Source organism: Tsuneonella litorea, assembly GCF_025154015.1.
Taxonomy (GTDB): domain Bacteria; phylum Pseudomonadota; class Alphaproteobacteria; order Sphingomonadales; family Sphingomonadaceae; genus Tsuneonella; species Tsuneonella litorea.
The window spans coordinates 114,055-130,239 of sequence record NZ_JAOAMV010000006.1; the positions used below are offsets into that span (position 1 = coordinate 114,055).

A 16,185-nucleotide genomic window follows, 5' to 3' on the forward strand; every position below is an offset into this window, starting at 1 on the left:
GGATTACGGACGGCTCAGTTGCGCCACTGCCCCGTGCCGCTGCCCTTTCCCATCTTGCCCGCATAGGTGATACCGCCACCCTTCTTCGCGTACATCCCGGTCTTGCCGTACAATCCGCCGACACAGCCGATCATCGTGCGCTCCTTGTCCTGGAAATTGCATCCCCAGACCGAGGAGTAGTTGCCCGCCGCGCTTTCGGCGTCGCAGATCGCATGCATGTGGAAAATCGCGTTGTTGGGCGGCTGCGTGGTGCTGATGCAGGTATAGGTCTCGCTGGTCTTCTTGCCGTCCGCCCACGTCGTCTGCGTGGTGCCGGTCCAGTAGGAACCGGCGACCGGCACGCCATCGGGCCCGACGGTGCCGACGTTGACCGGCGCGTTTGACATGGCGTCGAACGTGAATGTCTGCGCGGCGGCCGGTGAAGCAATGAGCGCGGTCGCGCCAAGGAGTGTTATGACAATTGAACGCATGGACGTTTCCCCCAAATGAGGGTCCACCCGACGTCCGATCAGCGATCCAAGATCCGGTGACGTATCTTGCAACCCGCAAGATGCCAATTCCACGACGACGGCAAGACCCGTCGATTCGCGGCCCGTGCAAAGACTACTCCTATGCCGCGCGCTGTCCAGCGGAACCGGTTTTCATGCTTTCCCGCTGTTGCCGTTTCGTTCTAAGCCGCGCGGGATGACCCCGCTCGCCTTGCCCGCCCTTCACGCCAGCCACGCCGGAACCTGGCTTCGCGACGCCGCCGGCACGCGGGGGTGCAGCAAGGGCGACGCGGTGACCGCCGCCGCGGATACACCGCTGCTCCTGCTGAACGCGCCGCTGGTAGCGACCCGGCTCGGCTACCCCGACCTGTCGGGGCTCGACCTGCTCGAACTGTTCGCCTTCGTCCACCCCGCCCGGTTTGCGGTGCCCACGCCGAAGGGACTGGCGCACGCCCTGGGCCTCGACGAACCGAGAGGCGACGACGCGGTCCCTGCGTTTCTCCAGCTCGCCGCCGGCCGGTTGATCGCGACGTGCGAGGCGGATGACTGGCCCGAGCGCGAGGGCGCCTGGTCGACGCTGCAGTCGCTGGTGCGGTTGCGCTGGCCGTGGGCGCAGGTCCTCGTGCCGCACGTCCGCAAGCCCGAGCGCGCCGAACGCTGGCTGTTCGCGCGGTTGCCCGAGTGGGAGGAAACGCCCGAGCGCCCGCAGCCCGCGCACGTTCTGATCGAGGAGGAAGAGGTCGAGGCCCGGCTTGCCCGGCTTACCGGCGAAGGGTCAGAACGCCGCGAAGGCCAGCGCCGCTACGCGCGCGAGGCGGGCAGCGTGTTCGCCCCTCGGTCGAAGCGCGGCGTCCCGCACGTGCTGCTGGCGCAGGCGGGCACCGGCATCGGCAAGACGCTGGGCTACCTGGCACCGGCGTCGCTGTGGGCGGAGAAGTCGGGCGGCACGGTCTGGGTGTCGACCTTCACCAAGAACCTCCAGCGCCAGCTGCGCGGCGAAAGCGGCCGCGCCTGGCCCGCCGCGCGCGCCGACGGATCGCGGCCCGTCGTGGTGCGCAAGGGGCGCGAGAACTACCTGTGCCTCCTCAACTTGGAGGACGCGCTGCAGGGCGGCTTCGGCGGGAGAGCAGCGATCCTCGCGCAGCTCGTCGCGCGCTGGGCGGCATTTTCGCAGGACGGCGACATGATCGGCGGCGACCTGCCCGGCTGGCTCGGCACGCTGTTCAGGAAGCGCGGGATCGCGGCGCTGACCGACCAGCGCGGCGAATGCGTCTATGCCGGGTGCCCGCATTACCGGAAGTGCTTCATCGAACACGCCGCCCGTGCCTCCGCGCAGGCCGATCTCGTGATAGCGAACCACGCGCTGGTCATGGTCAACGCAGCGCGCGGGCGCGACAGCGGCCAGCGCCCGACGCGCATCGTCTTCGACGAAGGGCACCACGTGTTCGAGGCGGCCGACAGCACCTTCGCCGCCGCGCTGACCGGCGCCGAGGCGATCGAACTCAGGCGCTGGATCGTCGGCCCGGAGAAGCAGTCGCGTGGGCGGCGGCGCGGGCTCGCCGCGCGGCTGGCCGACGTCGCGAGCTATGACGAAGCGGGCGGCAAGGCGATCGAGGCAGCGCTTGAGGCGGCACAGGCGCTGCCCGCCGACGGCTGGCTCCAGCGGCTGGTCGAAGGCGTGCCCCACGGCCCGGTCGAGGCGCTGCTCGGCGCGGTGCGGGCGACAACCTATGCGCGCGACGAAAGCGGCGGGCAGGAAGCGGGCTACGGGATCGAGACCGAGGCGGCGGGCCTCGACGGACCGGTGGTCGAACTTGCCGCGCAGGCAGCCGGCGCGCTCGCAGCGATCCGTTCGCCGCTGCTGCGGCTCGGCGGACGGCTCGAGGCGATCCTTGCCGATCCGCCCGACTGGCTCGATGCGCAGGGCCGCGCGCGGATCGAGGGAGCCCGCCACTCGCTCGGCTGGCGCTGCGACCTGCTGGCGGCGTGGGAGGCGTTGCTCGACCGACTCGGGGGTCCCGGCGACCCGGAGTTCGTCGACTGGCTCGCGGTCGAGCGCAGCGACACGCGCGAGTTCGACGTCGGCCTCCACCGCCACTGGCTCGACCCGATGAAGCCGTTCGCGCACGTCGTGCTCGAACCCGCGCACGGCGTCATGCTGACGAGCGCGACGCTCAAGGACGGGCCGGACTGGGACGCGGCGGTCGCCCGCAGCGGGGCGCACCACATCGAGGTCCTGCCCCGGTTAGGCGAGGCGGAAAGCCCGTTCGACTACGCTAACAACGCCGAGGTCCTCATCGTCACCGACATCCAGCGCGGCGACATTCCCGCGCTGGCCGGGGCTTACGGGCGGATCATCGAGGCGAGCGGCGGCGGCGTGTTGGGGCTGTTCACCGCGATTCGGCGGCTGCGGGCGGTCCACGGGCGGATCGCCGACCGGCTCGCGCGATCGGGCCTGCCGCTCTATTCGCAGCACGTCGACCCGATCGACACGGGCACGCTGGTGGATATCTTCCGCGACGATCCGGCCTCGAGCCTGCTCGGCACTGACGCCTTGCGCGATGGGGTCGACGTGCCCGGACGCTCCCTGCGTTGTGTGGTCCTCGAACAGGTTCCATGGCCGCGCCCGACGATCCTTCACCGCGCCCGCCGCGCGGCCGGCGGTGGCGCAGCCTACGACGACCGGATCATCCGCGCACGGCTGGCGCAGGCGTTCGGCCGGCTGATCCGCAGCAAGGACGACCGCGGGCATTTCGTCGTGCTCTCGCCCGCCTTTCCCAGCCGGCTGTTGACCGCCTTTCCGGCGGGCACCCCGGTCCGGCGCGTGACTCTCGAGGAGGCTTTACAACGGCTCGCCGAGGGGCGATGCGGCGCCGAGGACGTTCGCGCCGACGCCGCGGCGCCGCAGGAAGGATGATCGAAGAAAAGTGAAGCGTCTCGGCCTGCTGCGACACGCCAAGTCCGACTGGGACGATATCGGCCAGCGCGATTTCGATCGCGGGCTGAACGACCGCGGACGGCGCGGTGCGCGGCTGATCGGCGAACACATCGCCGCGCAAGGCGTGGATTTCGACCTCGTGGTCGCCAGCCCCGCCGAACGCGTCAAGGCCACCCTCGCCGAGGCGATGCCGGGTGCCGAGGTGCGGTGGGACCAGCGGATCTACCTCGCCGACGTCGAGACACTGATGGAGGTGCTGCAGGGCTGCGGCGATGCCGACGCGGTGCTGATGGCGGGCCACAACCCGGGGATGCAGGACGTGCTGCTCAAGCTGATCCCGCCCGCCAACGAGAACGCGCTGTTCGACGAGGCGGCGGTCAAGTTCCCCACTGCGTCGTTCGCGCTGCTCGAACTCGACCTCTCCGACTGGTCACAGCTCGGCCAGCCATGCGCGAAGCTCGTCCACTTCGCCCGTCCGCGCGATCTCGACCCCGAACTCGGCCCCGAGCACTAGCTACCGCAGGACCCTGGGGCCCGCGCCGCCCTCGCCCCAGCGATCTTCCAGGTTGTAGAGCCGGCATTTCTTCAGGCTCAGGCAGCCGCAGCCGATGCACCCGTCGAGGTCCGCGCGGGTCTTCTCGAGCGTGGCGATCCTGGCGTCTATCGCGCTGCGCACGCGGCCGCTGATGCGCTTCCAGTCCGCAGCTGTGGGGTTGCGTCCCTGTGGCAGGCGGTCGAGCTCGCCCTCGATCTCGGCGAGCGAAAGACCGAGGTTCTGCGCGATCAGCACGAAGCTCAGCCGGCGGATATCGCCGCGCAGGAAGCGCCGCTGGTTGCCCCCGGTGCGGATCGGCTCGACCAGCCCGCGCGCTTCGTAATAGCGGATCGCCGACACGCTCAGCCCCGTGCGCCGCGCGAGTTCGCCGATGGACAGCAGGTCGGTGGATCGCAGGACCATCACGAATCTCCTTGACCTCAAGTTAGCTTGAGGTTGCATCAACGACAAGCGGACGATTCGATCCGCATCGACCAGAAGGAGGCGACCAATGCCCACGGGCACGCTCGAACACGTCAATATCTCGGTTTCGGACCCCGACCGCATGGCCGACCTGCTCGGCAGGCTGGCGGGATGGTGGCGACGGTGGGAGGGTCCTTCGCTGATGGGCGGGCGCACGATCCACTGCGGCGACGACAACGCCTACGTCGCACTCTACCACCACCCCGACATCTCCGGACCATTCGAGAAGGGCCTGCCCCTTCAGCACGTCGCGCTGGTGGTCGACGACCTCGACGCGGCCGAGCAAGTCGTCAGCGAGGCGGGCCTCGAGGCGATCAACCACGGCAACTACGATCCGGGCCGCCGGTTCTACTTCTTCGACTGGGACGGCATCGAATGGGAGATCGTCAGCTATGCCTGAACCGCATTCGCCTGCTCGTCCCGCCCGTAGAGCCGATAGCCCAGCACGCTAAGTGCGGTGAGCACGAGGCACGAGGCGAGCACGTAGAGCGCGGTCCCTGCCCAGCCGAACGCATCGAACACCGCGGTGCCCGCCAGGCTGCCGAGGCTCCCGCCGACGAACATCATCACGATGTAGATCGTCGTCAAACGCGTCCGCACGCCAGGTTCGAGCGAGAGGAATGTCATGCGGCTGGTGACGTCAATCGCCGGGCCCACGATATTGCCGAGCAGCAGCGGGATCATCAGCAGCCAGAGGTTCCCGCCGAACGGCAGCAGTAACGCGCAGCCCGCCGTCTGGACGATCGCGAAGGTCACCCGCGCGCGCCGCGGGCCGATCCGGTCGGCGAGCCGCCCCCACCGCGGGGTCGTTATCACGCTGACCGCGGCGAACCCGGCGAGGTAGCCGACCACGTCGGTGCCGTAGCCCATCTGAGGCCCGGTCAGGTGCAGCGCGAGGCCCAGCCACAGCGCGATGAACTGGCCGAAACCGATCCCCTGGATCGCGCCCGACACCAGGATCTCGCGGTGCGTGCGGACGAGCGTCGCGAGCGAAAGCAGCAGCCGGCCGTAGGGCAGCGGACTTGCCTCGCGCTCGGCCGCCCCCTTCGACATGATCCGCGGCAACGCGAAAGTGATCGCGATCATCGCCCCGCTCGCCAGCCAGTAAACCGTGCGCCAGCCGAAATAGTGCGCGATCACGCCCGCCCCCACCCGCGCGATGAGGATGCCGAAGATGACCCCGGCAGTCAGCGTCGCGGTCACGTGGCCCAGCCGCTCGGGCGCGACGCGCTTGGACGCGTAGGCCGGCAGCAGGTAGGGCGCGATGGTGAAGAACCCCAGCAGCGTCGAGCCGGCGGTGAACAGCGCGAAACTCTGCGCCAGCGTCATCCCCACCAGACCGGCGCACTGACCGATCGTGAAGACGATGGTCAGCGTCCGGTTCGAATAGCGGTCGCCCAGCGGCAGGAGCAGCAGGATGCCTACCGCGACCGCCAACTGGTTCAGCGCGGGCACCAGTCCGATCCGCGCGGCGCTGACGCCGAAATGCGCCGCGACCTCGCCGATGATCGGGTGAATGTAATAGGCATTCGCGGTGACCACCGCGGCGGCCAGCGCGAGCAGGTATTCCTGCCCCGTCGTGAGGAGGCGTGGCTGGGTCACGATGGCGCCCCTAGAGCAGCGGCTTCTGCGCCGGACGCTCGCCGGTCACCCACAGCGCGTCGGTGCGGTCCACTGCCAGCGCGAGGTCGCAGGTCCGCGCCAACGCGAGCGCCTCGCTCTCGTCGCCGCCGAGCCAGCCGGGCCATTGTGCGGGGGTGAGAATCACCGGCATCCGGTCGTGCACGTCGACCATCTGCGAACAGGCGTCGGCCATGACCATCGCGTAGGAATGCCCCCATTCCGCCGTCGGCCGCCATAGCCCGGCGACCGCGAACAGTTCGTGCCCCGCAAGCGAATACCAGGTGCGCGTCATCTGGCCCGGCTTGCCCTCGGCCTCGGCCCACTGGGTCACCGGGATCAGGCAGCGGCGCCTGGCGAAGCTGTCGCGCCAGAACGCGGTCGTCAGCTTGTCGTCGCGCGCGTTGGTCACCGGCTTGGGCTTCAGCGGCTGGCCCCTCTTGCCCTTGAGCACGACGGGGAAGCCCCAGTGCATCTGGCGCACCCGTCCCTCCGCGACGACGAGCCCGGGGTAACCGGGGTAGAGTTCCTCGGCGAAGTTGGCGCCCGCCGCGTCGTTGATCGCGTCGAACCACTTGGCCACCTCGTCGGCGTTCTTCGTCATGCGGTAGAGGTTGCACATCAACCGCGGACCTCAGGCATTGCCGGCGACGAAGCAGGCAGCGGCCATCAGCAGGCCCGCGGTCCGGTTCGACCGGAAGCGCGCGAGCGGATTGGCGGGATCGTCCGGATCAAGCGTCAGGCCCTGCCACAGCAGGTGCGCACCGACCGGTGCCAGCGCGAGCAGTGCGATCCAGTCCGCGCGCAGCAGCCAGAACGACAGCCCCCACAGCGTGAGGGCAAGGCAATAGAACGCGAGGACCGCCGCCTGGACCCCGTCGCCGAGCCGCAGCGCGCTCGAGCGGATGCCGACCAGCGCGTCATCCTCGCGGTCCTGCAGCGCGTAGATCGTGTCGTACCCCATGCACCAGAAGAATGCCCCCGCGTAGAGCGCGGCCACGACCTCGAGGTGATCGAGCCGGATCTGCGTCCAGCCGACCAGCGTACCCCAGGTGAAGACGAGGCCGAGCCATGCCTGAGGCCACCAGGTGATCCGCTTCATGAAGGGGTACGCGGCGACGAGCGCGAGGCTTCCCAGCGCGACGAGCTGCGCCTGCCAGCGCAGTTGCAGCAGCACGACGAGCCCTACCGCGCACAGCGCCAGCAGCCACATCCATGCGGTCCGCACCGGGACCCGCCCGCTCGCCACCGGGCGCGAGGCGGTGCGGGCGACCTGCCGGTCGAGGTCGGCATCGACGATATCGTTGTAGGCGCATCCCGCCCCGCGCATCGCGATGCTGCCGAGAAGCAGCCAGCCGAGCAGGGCGAACTGCCACCCCGCCCCCGCCAGCCAGACGCCCCAGGCGCAGGGCCAGAACAGCAGCCACCAGCCTATCGGCCGGTCGAACCGCGCGAGAAGGGCGAGGTCGCGCGGGCGTTCCGGCAGGGCGGACACGAGGCCGCGGTGCTGGCTGTCAGGGGTAATCGCATCGCTCACGGCTTGTCCCCTACCCTCCCCCGTGCCACCTGCAAAGCATATGCCCGCAACACCCGCCTGGCCGCCGCGCTCCGCTCCACGCCTGTTCGTGCCGCCGACGCTTGCACTGGGCGCGCAGGTCACGGTCGAAGGCAACCAGGCGCACTACCTGTCGCGGGTGATGCGGGCTTCGCCCGGCGATGCGGTGATCCTGTGTGACGACCAGACCGGGGAATGGGCGGCACAGGTCGTCGCGGCGGACCGGCGCACGGTCGTGCTCGACCCCGTCGAACGATTGCGCCCGCGTGAGGAGGTACCGGACTTCTGGCTCTGCGCCGCGCTGCTCAAGAAGGACCGGTTCGACATGGTGATCGAAAAGGCGACCGAGCTCGGGGTCGCCCGGATCCAGCCGGTCGTGACCCGCCGGTGCGTGGCCGACAAGCTCAACCTCGATCGCGCCCGGACGGTGATGATCGAGGCCGCCGAGCAATGCGCCCGGACTGCCCTGCCCGAGATCGCGCAGCCCGTGACCCTGGCGGCGCTCCTGCGCGACTGGCCGCAGGCCCGTGCGCTGTTCTTCGCCGACGAGTCTGGCGGCGAACCCGTTGCGACCGCGTTCGGCCGCGGCGGTTCGCCCGCCGCCGTGCTCACCGGCCCCGAGGGCGGTTTCGACGACGGCGAGCGCGCCGCCATTCGCGCGTGCGCGCAAGCGGTCCCGATCTCGCTCGGCCCGCGCATCCTGCGCGGCGAGACCGCGGCGATCGCCGCAACCTCGCTGTGGATGGGGACGGTGGGCGACTGGCCAGCCAGAGAAGATTAAATCGCTGGCGCACAGCTTTTACGTTTTCTAGTGCCACCCGCATGAGCACGCGGCAGGCCTCCGAGGCGGACGACCCCATCATCGAGAGCCGCGACCAGCTCGTGGTCCCCATGGCCGCCGGCGAAAAGCCGCGCGAGGCCTGGCGCATCGGCACCGAGCACGAGAAGCTCGTCTACAAGCTGCCAGACTATCACGCCCCTTCTTACGACGAGGCCTGCGGCATACGCGATCTCCTGATGTCGCTCACTCGGTTCGGCTGGAACCCGGTCGAGGAAGACGGCAAGGTCATCGCGATGAGCGGGCCGGACGGCACCGTCAGCCTCGAACCCGCGGGACAGCTCGAACTCTCGGGCGCGCCTGTGGTGAACCTGCACCAGACCTGCGCCGAGACCGGCCGCCATCTGACCCAGGTCAAGGCGATCGGCGAGAAGTGCGGGGTCGGCTTTCTCGGCCTCGGGATGTGGCCGGACAAGAACCGCGAAGAGCTGCCGATCATGCCCAAGGGTCGCTACGCGATCATGATGCGGCACATGCCGCGGGTCGGCTCGCTGGGCCTCGACATGATGCTGCGGACCTGCACGATCCAGACAAACCTCGACTATTCGAGCGAGGCGGACATGGCGCAGAAGTTCCGCGTTTCGCTCGCACTCCAGCCGCTCGCCACCGCGCTGTTCGCGAACTCGCCGTTCACCGAAGGCAGGCCCAACGGCTACCTCAGCTACCGCAGCCACATCTGGTCGGATACCGATCCGCAGCGCACCGGCATGATCCCTTTCGTGTTCGAGGACGGGTTCGGCTACGAACGCTACGCCGACTACATGCTCGACGTGCCGATGTACTTCGTCTTCCGCGACGGCAAGTACATCGACGCGGCGGGCCTCAGCTTTCGCGACTTCCTCAAGGGCGAGCTGTCGGTCCTTCCGGGCGAAAAGCCGCGCATGAGCGACTGGTGGGACCACCTGTCGACCGCGTTTCCCGAGGTGCGGCTGAAGTCTTTTCTCGAGATGCGCGGCGCCGACGGGGGCCCATGGAGCCGGATCTGCGCGCTGCCCGCGCTGTGGGTCGGCCTGCTCTACGATTCCGGCGCGCTCGACGCGGCGTGGGATCTCGTGAAGGACTGGTCGATGGAGGAACGCGAGGCGTTGCGCGCGGCGGTTCCCAGGCACGCGCTCGACGCGCCGGTGCCGGGCGGCCGCACCTTGCGCGACATCGCGCCCGAGGTGCTGAAGATCGCGCGGGCCGGCCTTGCCGCACGCGGCGAGCTCAACTCGAGCGGTGACAACGAGACCGGCTTCCTCGAGGCGCTCGACGAGATCGTCGCCAGCGGCAAGGTCCCCGCCCAGCGCCTTCTCGACAAGTTCCACGGCGAGTGGAACGGCGACATCACGCGGGTCTACAAGTACAGCTTCTGACTATTCGGCCGGCTGCGCTACCGGATCGAACCCGCGCACCCGCACGCCGAGGCGCCGCTTGAGCCGCGTGAGCGGCGCGGTGACGAGGCCGTGCTCGCTCATCCACGCATGGTAGGCGCGGTACTTTGCATCCTCATGCCAGAGGTGGTCCTCCTCGGTCCGCGCGCGCCAGTAGTAGATCAGGTTGACCAGCAACAGGCTCGCCACGTTGCGCACCGCATCGGTCGCCGAGGCGTTGGTGACGAGGAACGGCAGCGTCGAGAGCCACCAGAACAGGTTCTTGCTGAGGTACGCGGGGTGCCGCGTGAAACGGTAGGGCCCATTCGTCAGCACCCCGCGATAGGTGAGGTTGGAGAACCGTAGCCCGAAGGCAACCGTCGCCCAGGCGTAGATGCCGGTGAGCGCCACCAGCAGCATGGCCCATATCCACATCAGCAGCGGCTGGCCGGCGAGCCAGACTGTCCAGTTCGCGTCGCCCTGCCCGGGCGTCCCGAACTCGTAGCCGAGCAGGCCCGAGCCCATAATCGCAAAGACGAAGGGCGGATAGCACATCAGCGCGGCCAGCCAGCCGGCGAGATAGGGATTGCCGCTGCGGATGTGCGCGTCGAGCGGGCGGAATGTCATAAGGTAGCCGACCGTTCCGATCTGCACGTCGACCAGGAACAGCAACGTGATCAGCGCCATGCCGATCGCCGCGGGATCGCGGGAGATGCTGGCAAAATCCGCGTTCACCGCGGCGGCGAACCCCGGCGGCAGGATCGAGATCATGAACGCGCCGAAGAACCCCTTGATGATCCACGCCCGCCAGTGCTTCTTAACCGCCTCGAAGTCGTGCGCCTCGCGCCCGAACAGCATGGCGCCGAAATGCCAGGACTGGTCGCGCGGGTTTTCCAGGTAGCGGTCGAGCCACATTACGTAGGGCACCGACAGCACGAACAGCGGGACCGCCGCAGCTTCGAGAACCCGCATCGCGAACAGGTATTGTCCGTCCCAGTACCAGCGCCCGAGCGCATAGGTACAGGCGAGGATGATCCACGTCACCCACAGGCCCGCCAGCTTCACCAGCGACGTGCGTGCCGTCTGCGAAAGCGGCCGGCACCGCGACCAGTCGATGCCCGTCGAGGCGCGGCGGTGGACCTTGTCGACCATCAGCGAGACCGCCACCATCGGCGCGGTGGAGAACAGCATCGCGGCGACCGCGGCGTTCGGGCCGTCGAGCCGGGCGCGCGGTCCGGGGATGGCGACGGTTTCGGCGATCAGCGGCCAGTGGCGGCAGACCGCGATCCACGCGAAGAGGCCCGCAAGCCCCGCGAGCCCCACCCACGGCGAAACGTCGCTCTTAGGCGGAGCGTCAGGTAATGCGTGGGCACTCGCGTTCGTCACACGCCCGCGTTAACCGCAAAGGGTTAAACAGCCGGTAAGCGCCCCTCGGACCGGGTTTCAGCGAAAGGCGTGGATCGTCCCGCCCTCGTCGAGGATGTAGAGGGTTCCGTTCGCCACCACAGGTGCCTGGGCGATCGGATCCTTGACCGTCTGGAACAGGCTGGCCGAACCTTCCTCGACGCTCACCCGGTAGATCTGCCCTTCGGAGTTGGCCACCCACAGGCTGTTTCCGGCGAGCACCGGCCCGGTCCAGAACAGCGGGTTCTTCTTCTTTTCCGCGTTCTTCCACCGGCCAAGGTCGGAGACCCAGCGCACCCGGCCGCTGCCGCGCGCGATCGCGAGCAGGCGGGCGTCGTCGGTCAGGGTGAAGATCCATTCTCCCGCGACCGCCGGGGTGGAGATGCCGGCGAGGTTGAGTTCCCAGATGCGCTGGCCGGTGACGAGCTCGTAGGCGGCCATGCGCCCGCCCTGACCGAGTGCGTAGACCCGGCCCTGGTCGATGATCGGATCAGCGTCGATATCGGACAGCGCGCCCACCTCGGTCGAGATCGAGGTGCGGGCCAGCGCGTCGGCCCACAGCGTGCGGCCGTTCTCGTAGCGGTAGGCGACCAGCTCGCCGCTCGAATAGCCGGCGATCACCGTGCCCTGCGCCGCCGCGGGCGAACCCACCCCGAACAAACCGGTCTGCGTGGTCGAACCGGATTCGTTCCACTGCAGCTTGCCGTCACTCGCCGAAAGCGCGATCAGCTGGTTGTCCTGGGTCATCACGTAGACCGAACCGAACGCGACCGTCGGGGCGCCGCGCAGAGGCCCGGCAGGCTTGACCTTCCAGATCTGCGCGCCCGTGTTCGCGTCGAGCGCCAGCACCTCGCCAACGCCGTTGGTCGCATAGACGCGGCCGGCATCGTAGCTGACTCCGCCACCGAAGTTGGCCGAGCGCAGGTTACCGCCGACCTCGGCCGCCTGGGTCCACAGCTTGCGCCCGCTCTGGGCGTCGAACGCGCTCACGACACCGTCGGTATCGGCGACGAACAGCTTGCCCTCGCCGACGACGGGAGCCGCGGCGAGCCGGCGCCGGTCGCTCGACCCGGCGACCGAGGCGGTCCACGCCTTGCCGAGGTTGGCCGGCAGCGCGAGGTGGCCGTAGCTCTTGCCCGCGTTGCCGCCGGCCTGGGGCCACTCGGCATTGGCCTGCGCCGGCGGCAGGATCACAGACACGCCGGCGAGCGCGGGATCGACCTTGGCGGTCTCGATCCGGGACAGCACGGGGATCCGGTTGCCGACGGTCGGCGTGATCTTCTTGTCCTTGCTCCCGCCGAACAGGCCGCCGGAACAGGCCGACAGGCCGAGCGCAAGCGCAAGGGCAAGACCCGAACGGGCGGCGGTGCGAAAGGCGTTGGCAGTCGTCATCGAGGTCACGGTCCTGGAAATGATCATTGGGCGACGGTCGCCGCGGGTTCGCCGATCACGGTATCGACATCGTCGATCGCGTCGACGCCGAGCAGACCGGCCATCTGGCGCGCCCGCGCCTTCAAGGTTTCGGGCGTGGTCTTGTCGCGCGCGATCGCGGCGAACAGCGCGCCCGCCTCGGCCTGGTTGCCCTGGTCGAGATAGGCCATCGCGACGAGTTCGCCCGCGGGGCCGAACCAGGGGTTGCCCGGCACGGCCAGCGGCTTCAGGCGGGCGACGACCTCGGCGGGCTTCATCGTGTCGTAGCGGGCGGCGACACCGCGGATCGTGGCAAGGTCGCGGAAGGCTTCGGGCGCACGGTCGTCGGCGGAGACCTGCTCGTAGATCGCCGCGGCCTCGGCCGGCTTGTCCTGCTCCATGGCGATCCCCGCCTTGAGCAGTTGCGCGGCGGCGCGCGCACCGTCGGTGCCGTCGTCGATCACCGGGCCGAGCGCCTCGTCGCCGCTGGCGAGGTTGCCGCGCTGCACCTCGTCGAGCGCGCGGACGAGCTGCTCGCTGTCGGCCTCGCGTTCGGCGTCCTGGCGGCTGTCCCAGTAGAGATACCCGCCGAATGCGGCGAGCACGAGCACGACCGCGGCGACGATCGCCTTGCCGTACTTCTGCGCGGCTTCGGCGTACTGGTCCTGGCGCACCGCGTCGTCGACCTCGCGCAGGAGCACGTCCTCCTGGGCAGCCTGCGCGCGGGCGCGCTTTTCTTCGGGGGTCAGGTCGCTGTCGGGTCGAAGGGCCACGGGGGTCGGTCGTCTCGTTTCTGGGGAAGGGTCTGGTGCGCGCGGTCTTTAGCCGATGGGCGGTTCAATTCAATGTCGAATCCCGGATGTCCCCCGGCGGGTGAACGCCTCGTGAAGCGCAATCGGCAGATGCCGCCACGCGGTTCAGGGCAGTCCCGTTCGCCCCATCGCGCTGGCGTAGAGACGGCGATAGGCGGCGATCATCGTCTTTTCGTCGAATTCCCTGCGCGCCTTCGCCTTGTTCGCCTTGCGCAACGCGGCCCGCCCCTCGGTGTCGTAGAGCAGCCCTCCGATCGCACGTGACAGCGCATCTTCATCGCCCCGCGGAACGATCAGAGGCCGGTTCGCGTCCGACACCATCTCGGCCACGTCGCCGACATCATAGGCCGCCACCGGCCGGCCCGCGGCCATCGCCTCGACCAGCGAGATCGGGAACTGCTCGGAATGCGAGGACAGCGCGAACAGGTCGAACAGCCCGACGAACCGCTCGGGCGCATGGGCGAATCCCGCGAGGTGGACGCGGTGCTCGACCCCCAGCCTCTCGGCCTCGGCCCGGATCGTCTCGCGCTCGGGGCCCTCGCCGACGATCACCAGCTGGCAGAACTCCGGCAGCGGCGCGACCGCGCGCACCAGCGCGGGAAGGTTCTTGACCGGGCGCAGGCCGGCGAGCGTGCCGACCCAGAACTCGCCGGGCCGCTTGATCAGGCCGGGAAGCGCGTCAGGCTTCGGCGGCTTGGCGAAGGCTTCCGTATCGATCCCGTTGGGAATCCGCCTGACGCGGCCGATCGGCTGTGCCCAGGTCGTCAGCGCGATCTCCTCGAGCGTTTCGGACGGCACCACCAGCCCCTTCGCCCGACCCAGCGCGATGCGGCGATACCAGTTGCGCGCCGGCTTGAGGCGCTGCTGTTCGTCCTCGTTGAAGCCGTCCTCGTGGTGGATCAGCGGCGGCAGGCCGAACGCCTCGCCGAACAGGGTGTTCGCCATCACCGCGTCCATCGCGCCCCAGTTGTAGGTCAGCACGAGATCATAGCCGCGCATCGCCTCGGCCAGCCTTTTGAGCCGGCCCGGCGTCGGGCGGCCCTGCAGCGCGGGAAAGTCTGTCGGCCACGAAACCGCGAGCGCGCGGCCGATCTCTTTCGCGGCAGAGGTTTCTCCCGGCACGGCGCTCACGATCGCGTGCTGCACCTTCGGGCCAAAGGCGTTCATCAGCCGCACCGCGCGGCGTTCCTTGCCGCCGCTGGCGAAGGTCGAATGGAGATGGAGGATGCGCGGCGGCGCGGTCTGCCCCGCGCTCATGCCGCCGCTCGGTCCCTGGTCATCGCGCCGGTGCGGCCCTTCCTGTTCCTGCCGCGGGTTGCACCGCTGCGTCCATGCTCCCACTATCGCCCGATGAACGCCGGAGAGCAACCTGCCGCATACCGGCCCGAACACCCCCTTCTCGAACTTGCAGACTGGCTGGCGGACCCGGTCGCGCCGGCAGATTTCCCGAAGACGATTCTGCGCTGGCGCAATGACCGCGCGGCCGCGGAGGTCGGCCTTGCCGGCTTGTCCGACGACGAATGGATCGCCCATTTCGCGCGGTTCGATCCGCTGCCCGGCACCCTGCCCGCCCCGCTGGCGCTGCGCTATCACGGACACCAGTTCCGCGTGTATAATCCCGAGATCGGCGACGGGCGCGGTTTCACCTTCGCGCAGATGCGGGGGGCAGACGGGCGCCTGCTCGAGCTCGGCACGAAGGGATCCGGCACCACCCCGTGGAGCCGCACCGCGGACGGCCGCCTGACTCTGAAGGGCGCCGTGCGCGAACTGCTTGCGACCGAGTTGCTGGAGGCGCTCGGCGTGAACACCAGCCGCACCTTCTCGATCGTCGAGACCGGCGAGGAGCTGTGGCGCGGCGACGAGCCGTCTCCGACCCGCTCCGCCGTCCTCGTCCGGCTCAGCCACGGGCATATCCGCATCGGCAGCTTCCAGCGGCTCGGGAAGCTGGAAGAGGCCGGGCACGTCCGCGAACTGGTCGACTACTGCCTCTCGCAATTCCCAGGCCCGCTCCCGCCCGACGACGCGCCGGGCCGCGACGAGCCGGCGGTGATCCTGATGCACCAGGTGGTCGAACGGCTCGCCGACCTCGCCGCGAGCTGGATGGTCGCAGGTTTCGTCCACGGGGTGCTCAACACCGACAACATGAACGTGACGGGCGAGAGCTTCGATTACGGGCCGTGGCGGTTCCTGCCCGAGTGGGACGCGGGCTTTACCGCGGCCTATTTCGACCATGCGGGCCTCTACGCCTTCGGCCGCCAGCCCGAGGCGCTCTACTGGAACTGCGGCCAGCTTGCGATCGCGCTGCGCATCGTCGCGGACGCGCCGCCGCTGCTCGCGGCGCTCGAGCGGTTCGGGCCGCTCTACATGGGTCACGTTCGCCGCCGGTGGCTCTGGCGGCTCGGGCTCGGCTCGCGAGGTGAGGAGCGCGATGCGGCGCTCGTCGCAGCGTGCGAGGCGGCGATGCGCGAGAGTGGCGAGGCACCCGATCTGTTCTTCCACCGGCACCGCTTCGGACGTGCGGCGGAAGGGCCGTTGACGCAGGCGTTCGAGGGGTTCGAGCCGGCCGGGCCGTCTCATCCGCTGTGGGACGAACCCGCCCCGCCCTCGCTCGTCATCGACCGCGTCGAGGCGCTGTGGTCCGCCATCGACAAGAACGACGACTGGGACCCGCTCACCAGCGAAATCGCGGCCATCCGACGGCTGGGCGAGGCGCTGGGCGCTGCGCCCGAACCGGGCGGTCATTAGCCTCG

General features: G+C 69.4%; 15 protein-coding genes. 6 read left to right on the plus strand and 9 right to left on the minus strand.

The annotated features are described in order from the left end of the window. Positions 1–14: 14 nt before the first annotated feature. Positions 15–470 carry a hypothetical protein gene (locus N0B51_RS12600; protein WP_259962782.1) on the minus strand — a complete coding sequence of 152 codons (456 nt, stop codon included), beginning with the start codon at positions 468–470 and terminating at the stop codon, positions 15–17. Between the two features lie 214 nt (positions 471–684). On the opposite strand from N0B51_RS12600, the gene N0B51_RS12605 reads away from it, so the two are divergent. Beyond that, positions 685–3,405 (plus strand): ATP-dependent DNA helicase, encoded by a 2,721-nt coding sequence (locus N0B51_RS12605; protein ID WP_259962784.1) that lies wholly within the window; start codon positions 685–687, stop codon positions 3,403–3,405. Positions 3,406–3,415: 10 nt separating this feature from the next. Then, positions 3,416–3,940, plus strand: coding sequence for a SixA phosphatase family protein (locus N0B51_RS12610; protein ID WP_259962785.1), 525 nt, complete (start codon positions 3,416–3,418; stop codon positions 3,938–3,940). Here N0B51_RS12610 and soxR read toward each other — a convergent pair whose 3' ends face one another. Next, on the minus strand, positions 3,941–4,378 hold the full coding sequence (gene soxR, locus N0B51_RS12615) for a redox-sensitive transcriptional activator SoxR (protein WP_259962886.1): 438 nt from the start codon (positions 4,376–4,378) through the stop codon (positions 3,941–3,943). Positions 4,379–4,472: 94 nt separating this feature from the next. Between soxR and N0B51_RS12620 the strand changes: the two genes are divergently transcribed. After that, positions 4,473–4,844 carry a VOC family protein gene (locus tag N0B51_RS12620; protein WP_259962789.1) on the plus strand — a complete coding sequence of 124 codons (372 nt, stop codon included), beginning with the start codon at positions 4,473–4,475 and terminating at the stop codon, positions 4,842–4,844. Here the strand turns inward: N0B51_RS12620 and N0B51_RS12625 are convergent. The 3 genes from N0B51_RS12625 to ubiA are packed head-to-tail and all read right to left on the minus strand — an operon-like array spanning position 4,835 to position 7,601. After that, the gene (locus N0B51_RS12625; RefSeq protein ID WP_259962790.1) at positions 4,835–6,046 is read right to left on the minus strand and encodes an MFS transporter; all 1,212 of its coding nucleotides are present in this window, start codon (positions 6,044–6,046) and stop codon (positions 4,835–4,837) included. The two genes, N0B51_RS12620 and N0B51_RS12625, sit on opposite strands and share 10 nt — an antisense overlap. A gap of 10 nt (positions 6,047–6,056) precedes the next feature. Beyond that, on the minus strand, positions 6,057–6,686 hold the full coding sequence (locus N0B51_RS12630) for an SOS response-associated peptidase (RefSeq protein ID WP_259962792.1): 630 nt from the start codon (positions 6,684–6,686) through the stop codon (positions 6,057–6,059). Between the two features lie 12 nt (positions 6,687–6,698). Next, positions 6,699–7,601: a 4-hydroxybenzoate octaprenyltransferase gene (gene ubiA / locus N0B51_RS12635; RefSeq protein ID WP_259962793.1), complete on the minus strand. Its 903-nt coding sequence runs from the start codon at positions 7,599–7,601 to the stop codon at positions 6,699–6,701. A gap of 40 nt (positions 7,602–7,641) precedes the next feature. Here ubiA and N0B51_RS12640 point away from each other — a divergent pair, with 40 nt between their 5' ends. Then, positions 7,642–8,400 (plus strand): 16S rRNA (uracil(1498)-N(3))-methyltransferase, encoded by a 759-nt coding sequence (locus N0B51_RS12640; protein WP_259962795.1) that lies wholly within the window; start codon positions 7,642–7,644, stop codon positions 8,398–8,400. Between the two features lie 41 nt (positions 8,401–8,441). Next, positions 8,442–9,812, plus strand: a complete 1,371-nt coding sequence (locus N0B51_RS12645; protein ID WP_259962797.1) for a glutamate--cysteine ligase — start codon at positions 8,442–8,444, stop codon at positions 9,810–9,812. Here N0B51_RS12645 and N0B51_RS12650 read toward each other — a convergent pair whose 3' ends face one another. From N0B51_RS12650 to N0B51_RS12665, 4 genes are all read right to left on the minus strand, one after another. After that, a complete protein-coding gene (locus tag N0B51_RS12650) occupies positions 9,813–11,132 on the minus strand; it encodes an isoprenylcysteine carboxylmethyltransferase family protein (protein ID WP_259962799.1) in 1,320 nt (439 codons plus the stop codon). It abuts the gene before it with no gap. 120 nt (positions 11,133–11,252) lie between these two features. Then, positions 11,253–12,605 carry an outer membrane protein assembly factor BamB family protein gene (locus N0B51_RS12655; RefSeq protein ID WP_259962801.1) on the minus strand — a complete coding sequence of 451 codons (1,353 nt, stop codon included), beginning with the start codon at positions 12,603–12,605 and terminating at the stop codon, positions 11,253–11,255. Positions 12,606–12,628: 23 nt separating this feature from the next. Continuing rightward, a complete protein-coding gene (locus N0B51_RS12660) occupies positions 12,629–13,396 on the minus strand; it encodes a tetratricopeptide repeat protein (protein WP_259962802.1) in 768 nt (255 codons plus the stop codon). 144 nt (positions 13,397–13,540) lie between these two features. Then, a complete protein-coding gene (locus N0B51_RS12665) occupies positions 13,541–14,692 on the minus strand; it encodes a glycosyltransferase family 4 protein (RefSeq protein ID WP_259962888.1) in 1,152 nt (383 codons plus the stop codon). Between the two features lie 93 nt (positions 14,693–14,785). Between N0B51_RS12665 and N0B51_RS12670 the strand changes: the two genes are divergently transcribed. Next, positions 14,786–16,180 carry a protein adenylyltransferase SelO family protein gene (locus N0B51_RS12670; RefSeq protein ID WP_259962803.1) on the plus strand — a complete coding sequence of 465 codons (1,395 nt, stop codon included), beginning with the start codon at positions 14,786–14,788 and terminating at the stop codon, positions 16,178–16,180. Positions 16,181–16,185: the final 5 nt, after the last annotated feature.

Coding starts and splice junctions, on each gene's coding strand:
- N0B51_RS12600 (WP_259962782.1), bottom strand. CDS start 470: ATGCGTTCAATTGTCATAACACTCCTTGGCGCGACCGCGCTCATTGCT.
- N0B51_RS12605 (WP_259962784.1), top strand. CDS start 685: ATGACCCCGCTCGCCTTGCCCGCCCTTCACGCCAGCCACGCCGGAACC.
- N0B51_RS12620 (WP_259962789.1), top strand. CDS start 4,473: ATGCCCACGGGCACGCTCGAACACGTCAATATCTCGGTTTCGGACCCC.
- N0B51_RS12630 (WP_259962792.1), bottom strand. CDS start 6,686: ATGTGCAACCTCTACCGCATGACGAAGAACGCCGACGAGGTGGCCAAG.
- N0B51_RS12640 (WP_259962795.1), top strand. CDS start 7,642: ATGCCCGCAACACCCGCCTGGCCGCCGCGCTCCGCTCCACGCCTGTTC.
- N0B51_RS12645 (WP_259962797.1), top strand. CDS start 8,442: ATGAGCACGCGGCAGGCCTCCGAGGCGGACGACCCCATCATCGAGAGC.
- N0B51_RS12655 (WP_259962801.1), bottom strand. CDS start 12,605: ATGACGACTGCCAACGCCTTTCGCACCGCCGCCCGTTCGGGTCTTGCC.
- N0B51_RS12665 (WP_259962888.1), bottom strand. CDS start 14,692: ATGAGCGCGGGGCAGACCGCGCCGCCGCGCATCCTCCATCTCCATTCG.
- N0B51_RS12670 (WP_259962803.1), top strand. CDS start 14,786: ATGAACGCCGGAGAGCAACCTGCCGCATACCGGCCCGAACACCCCCTT.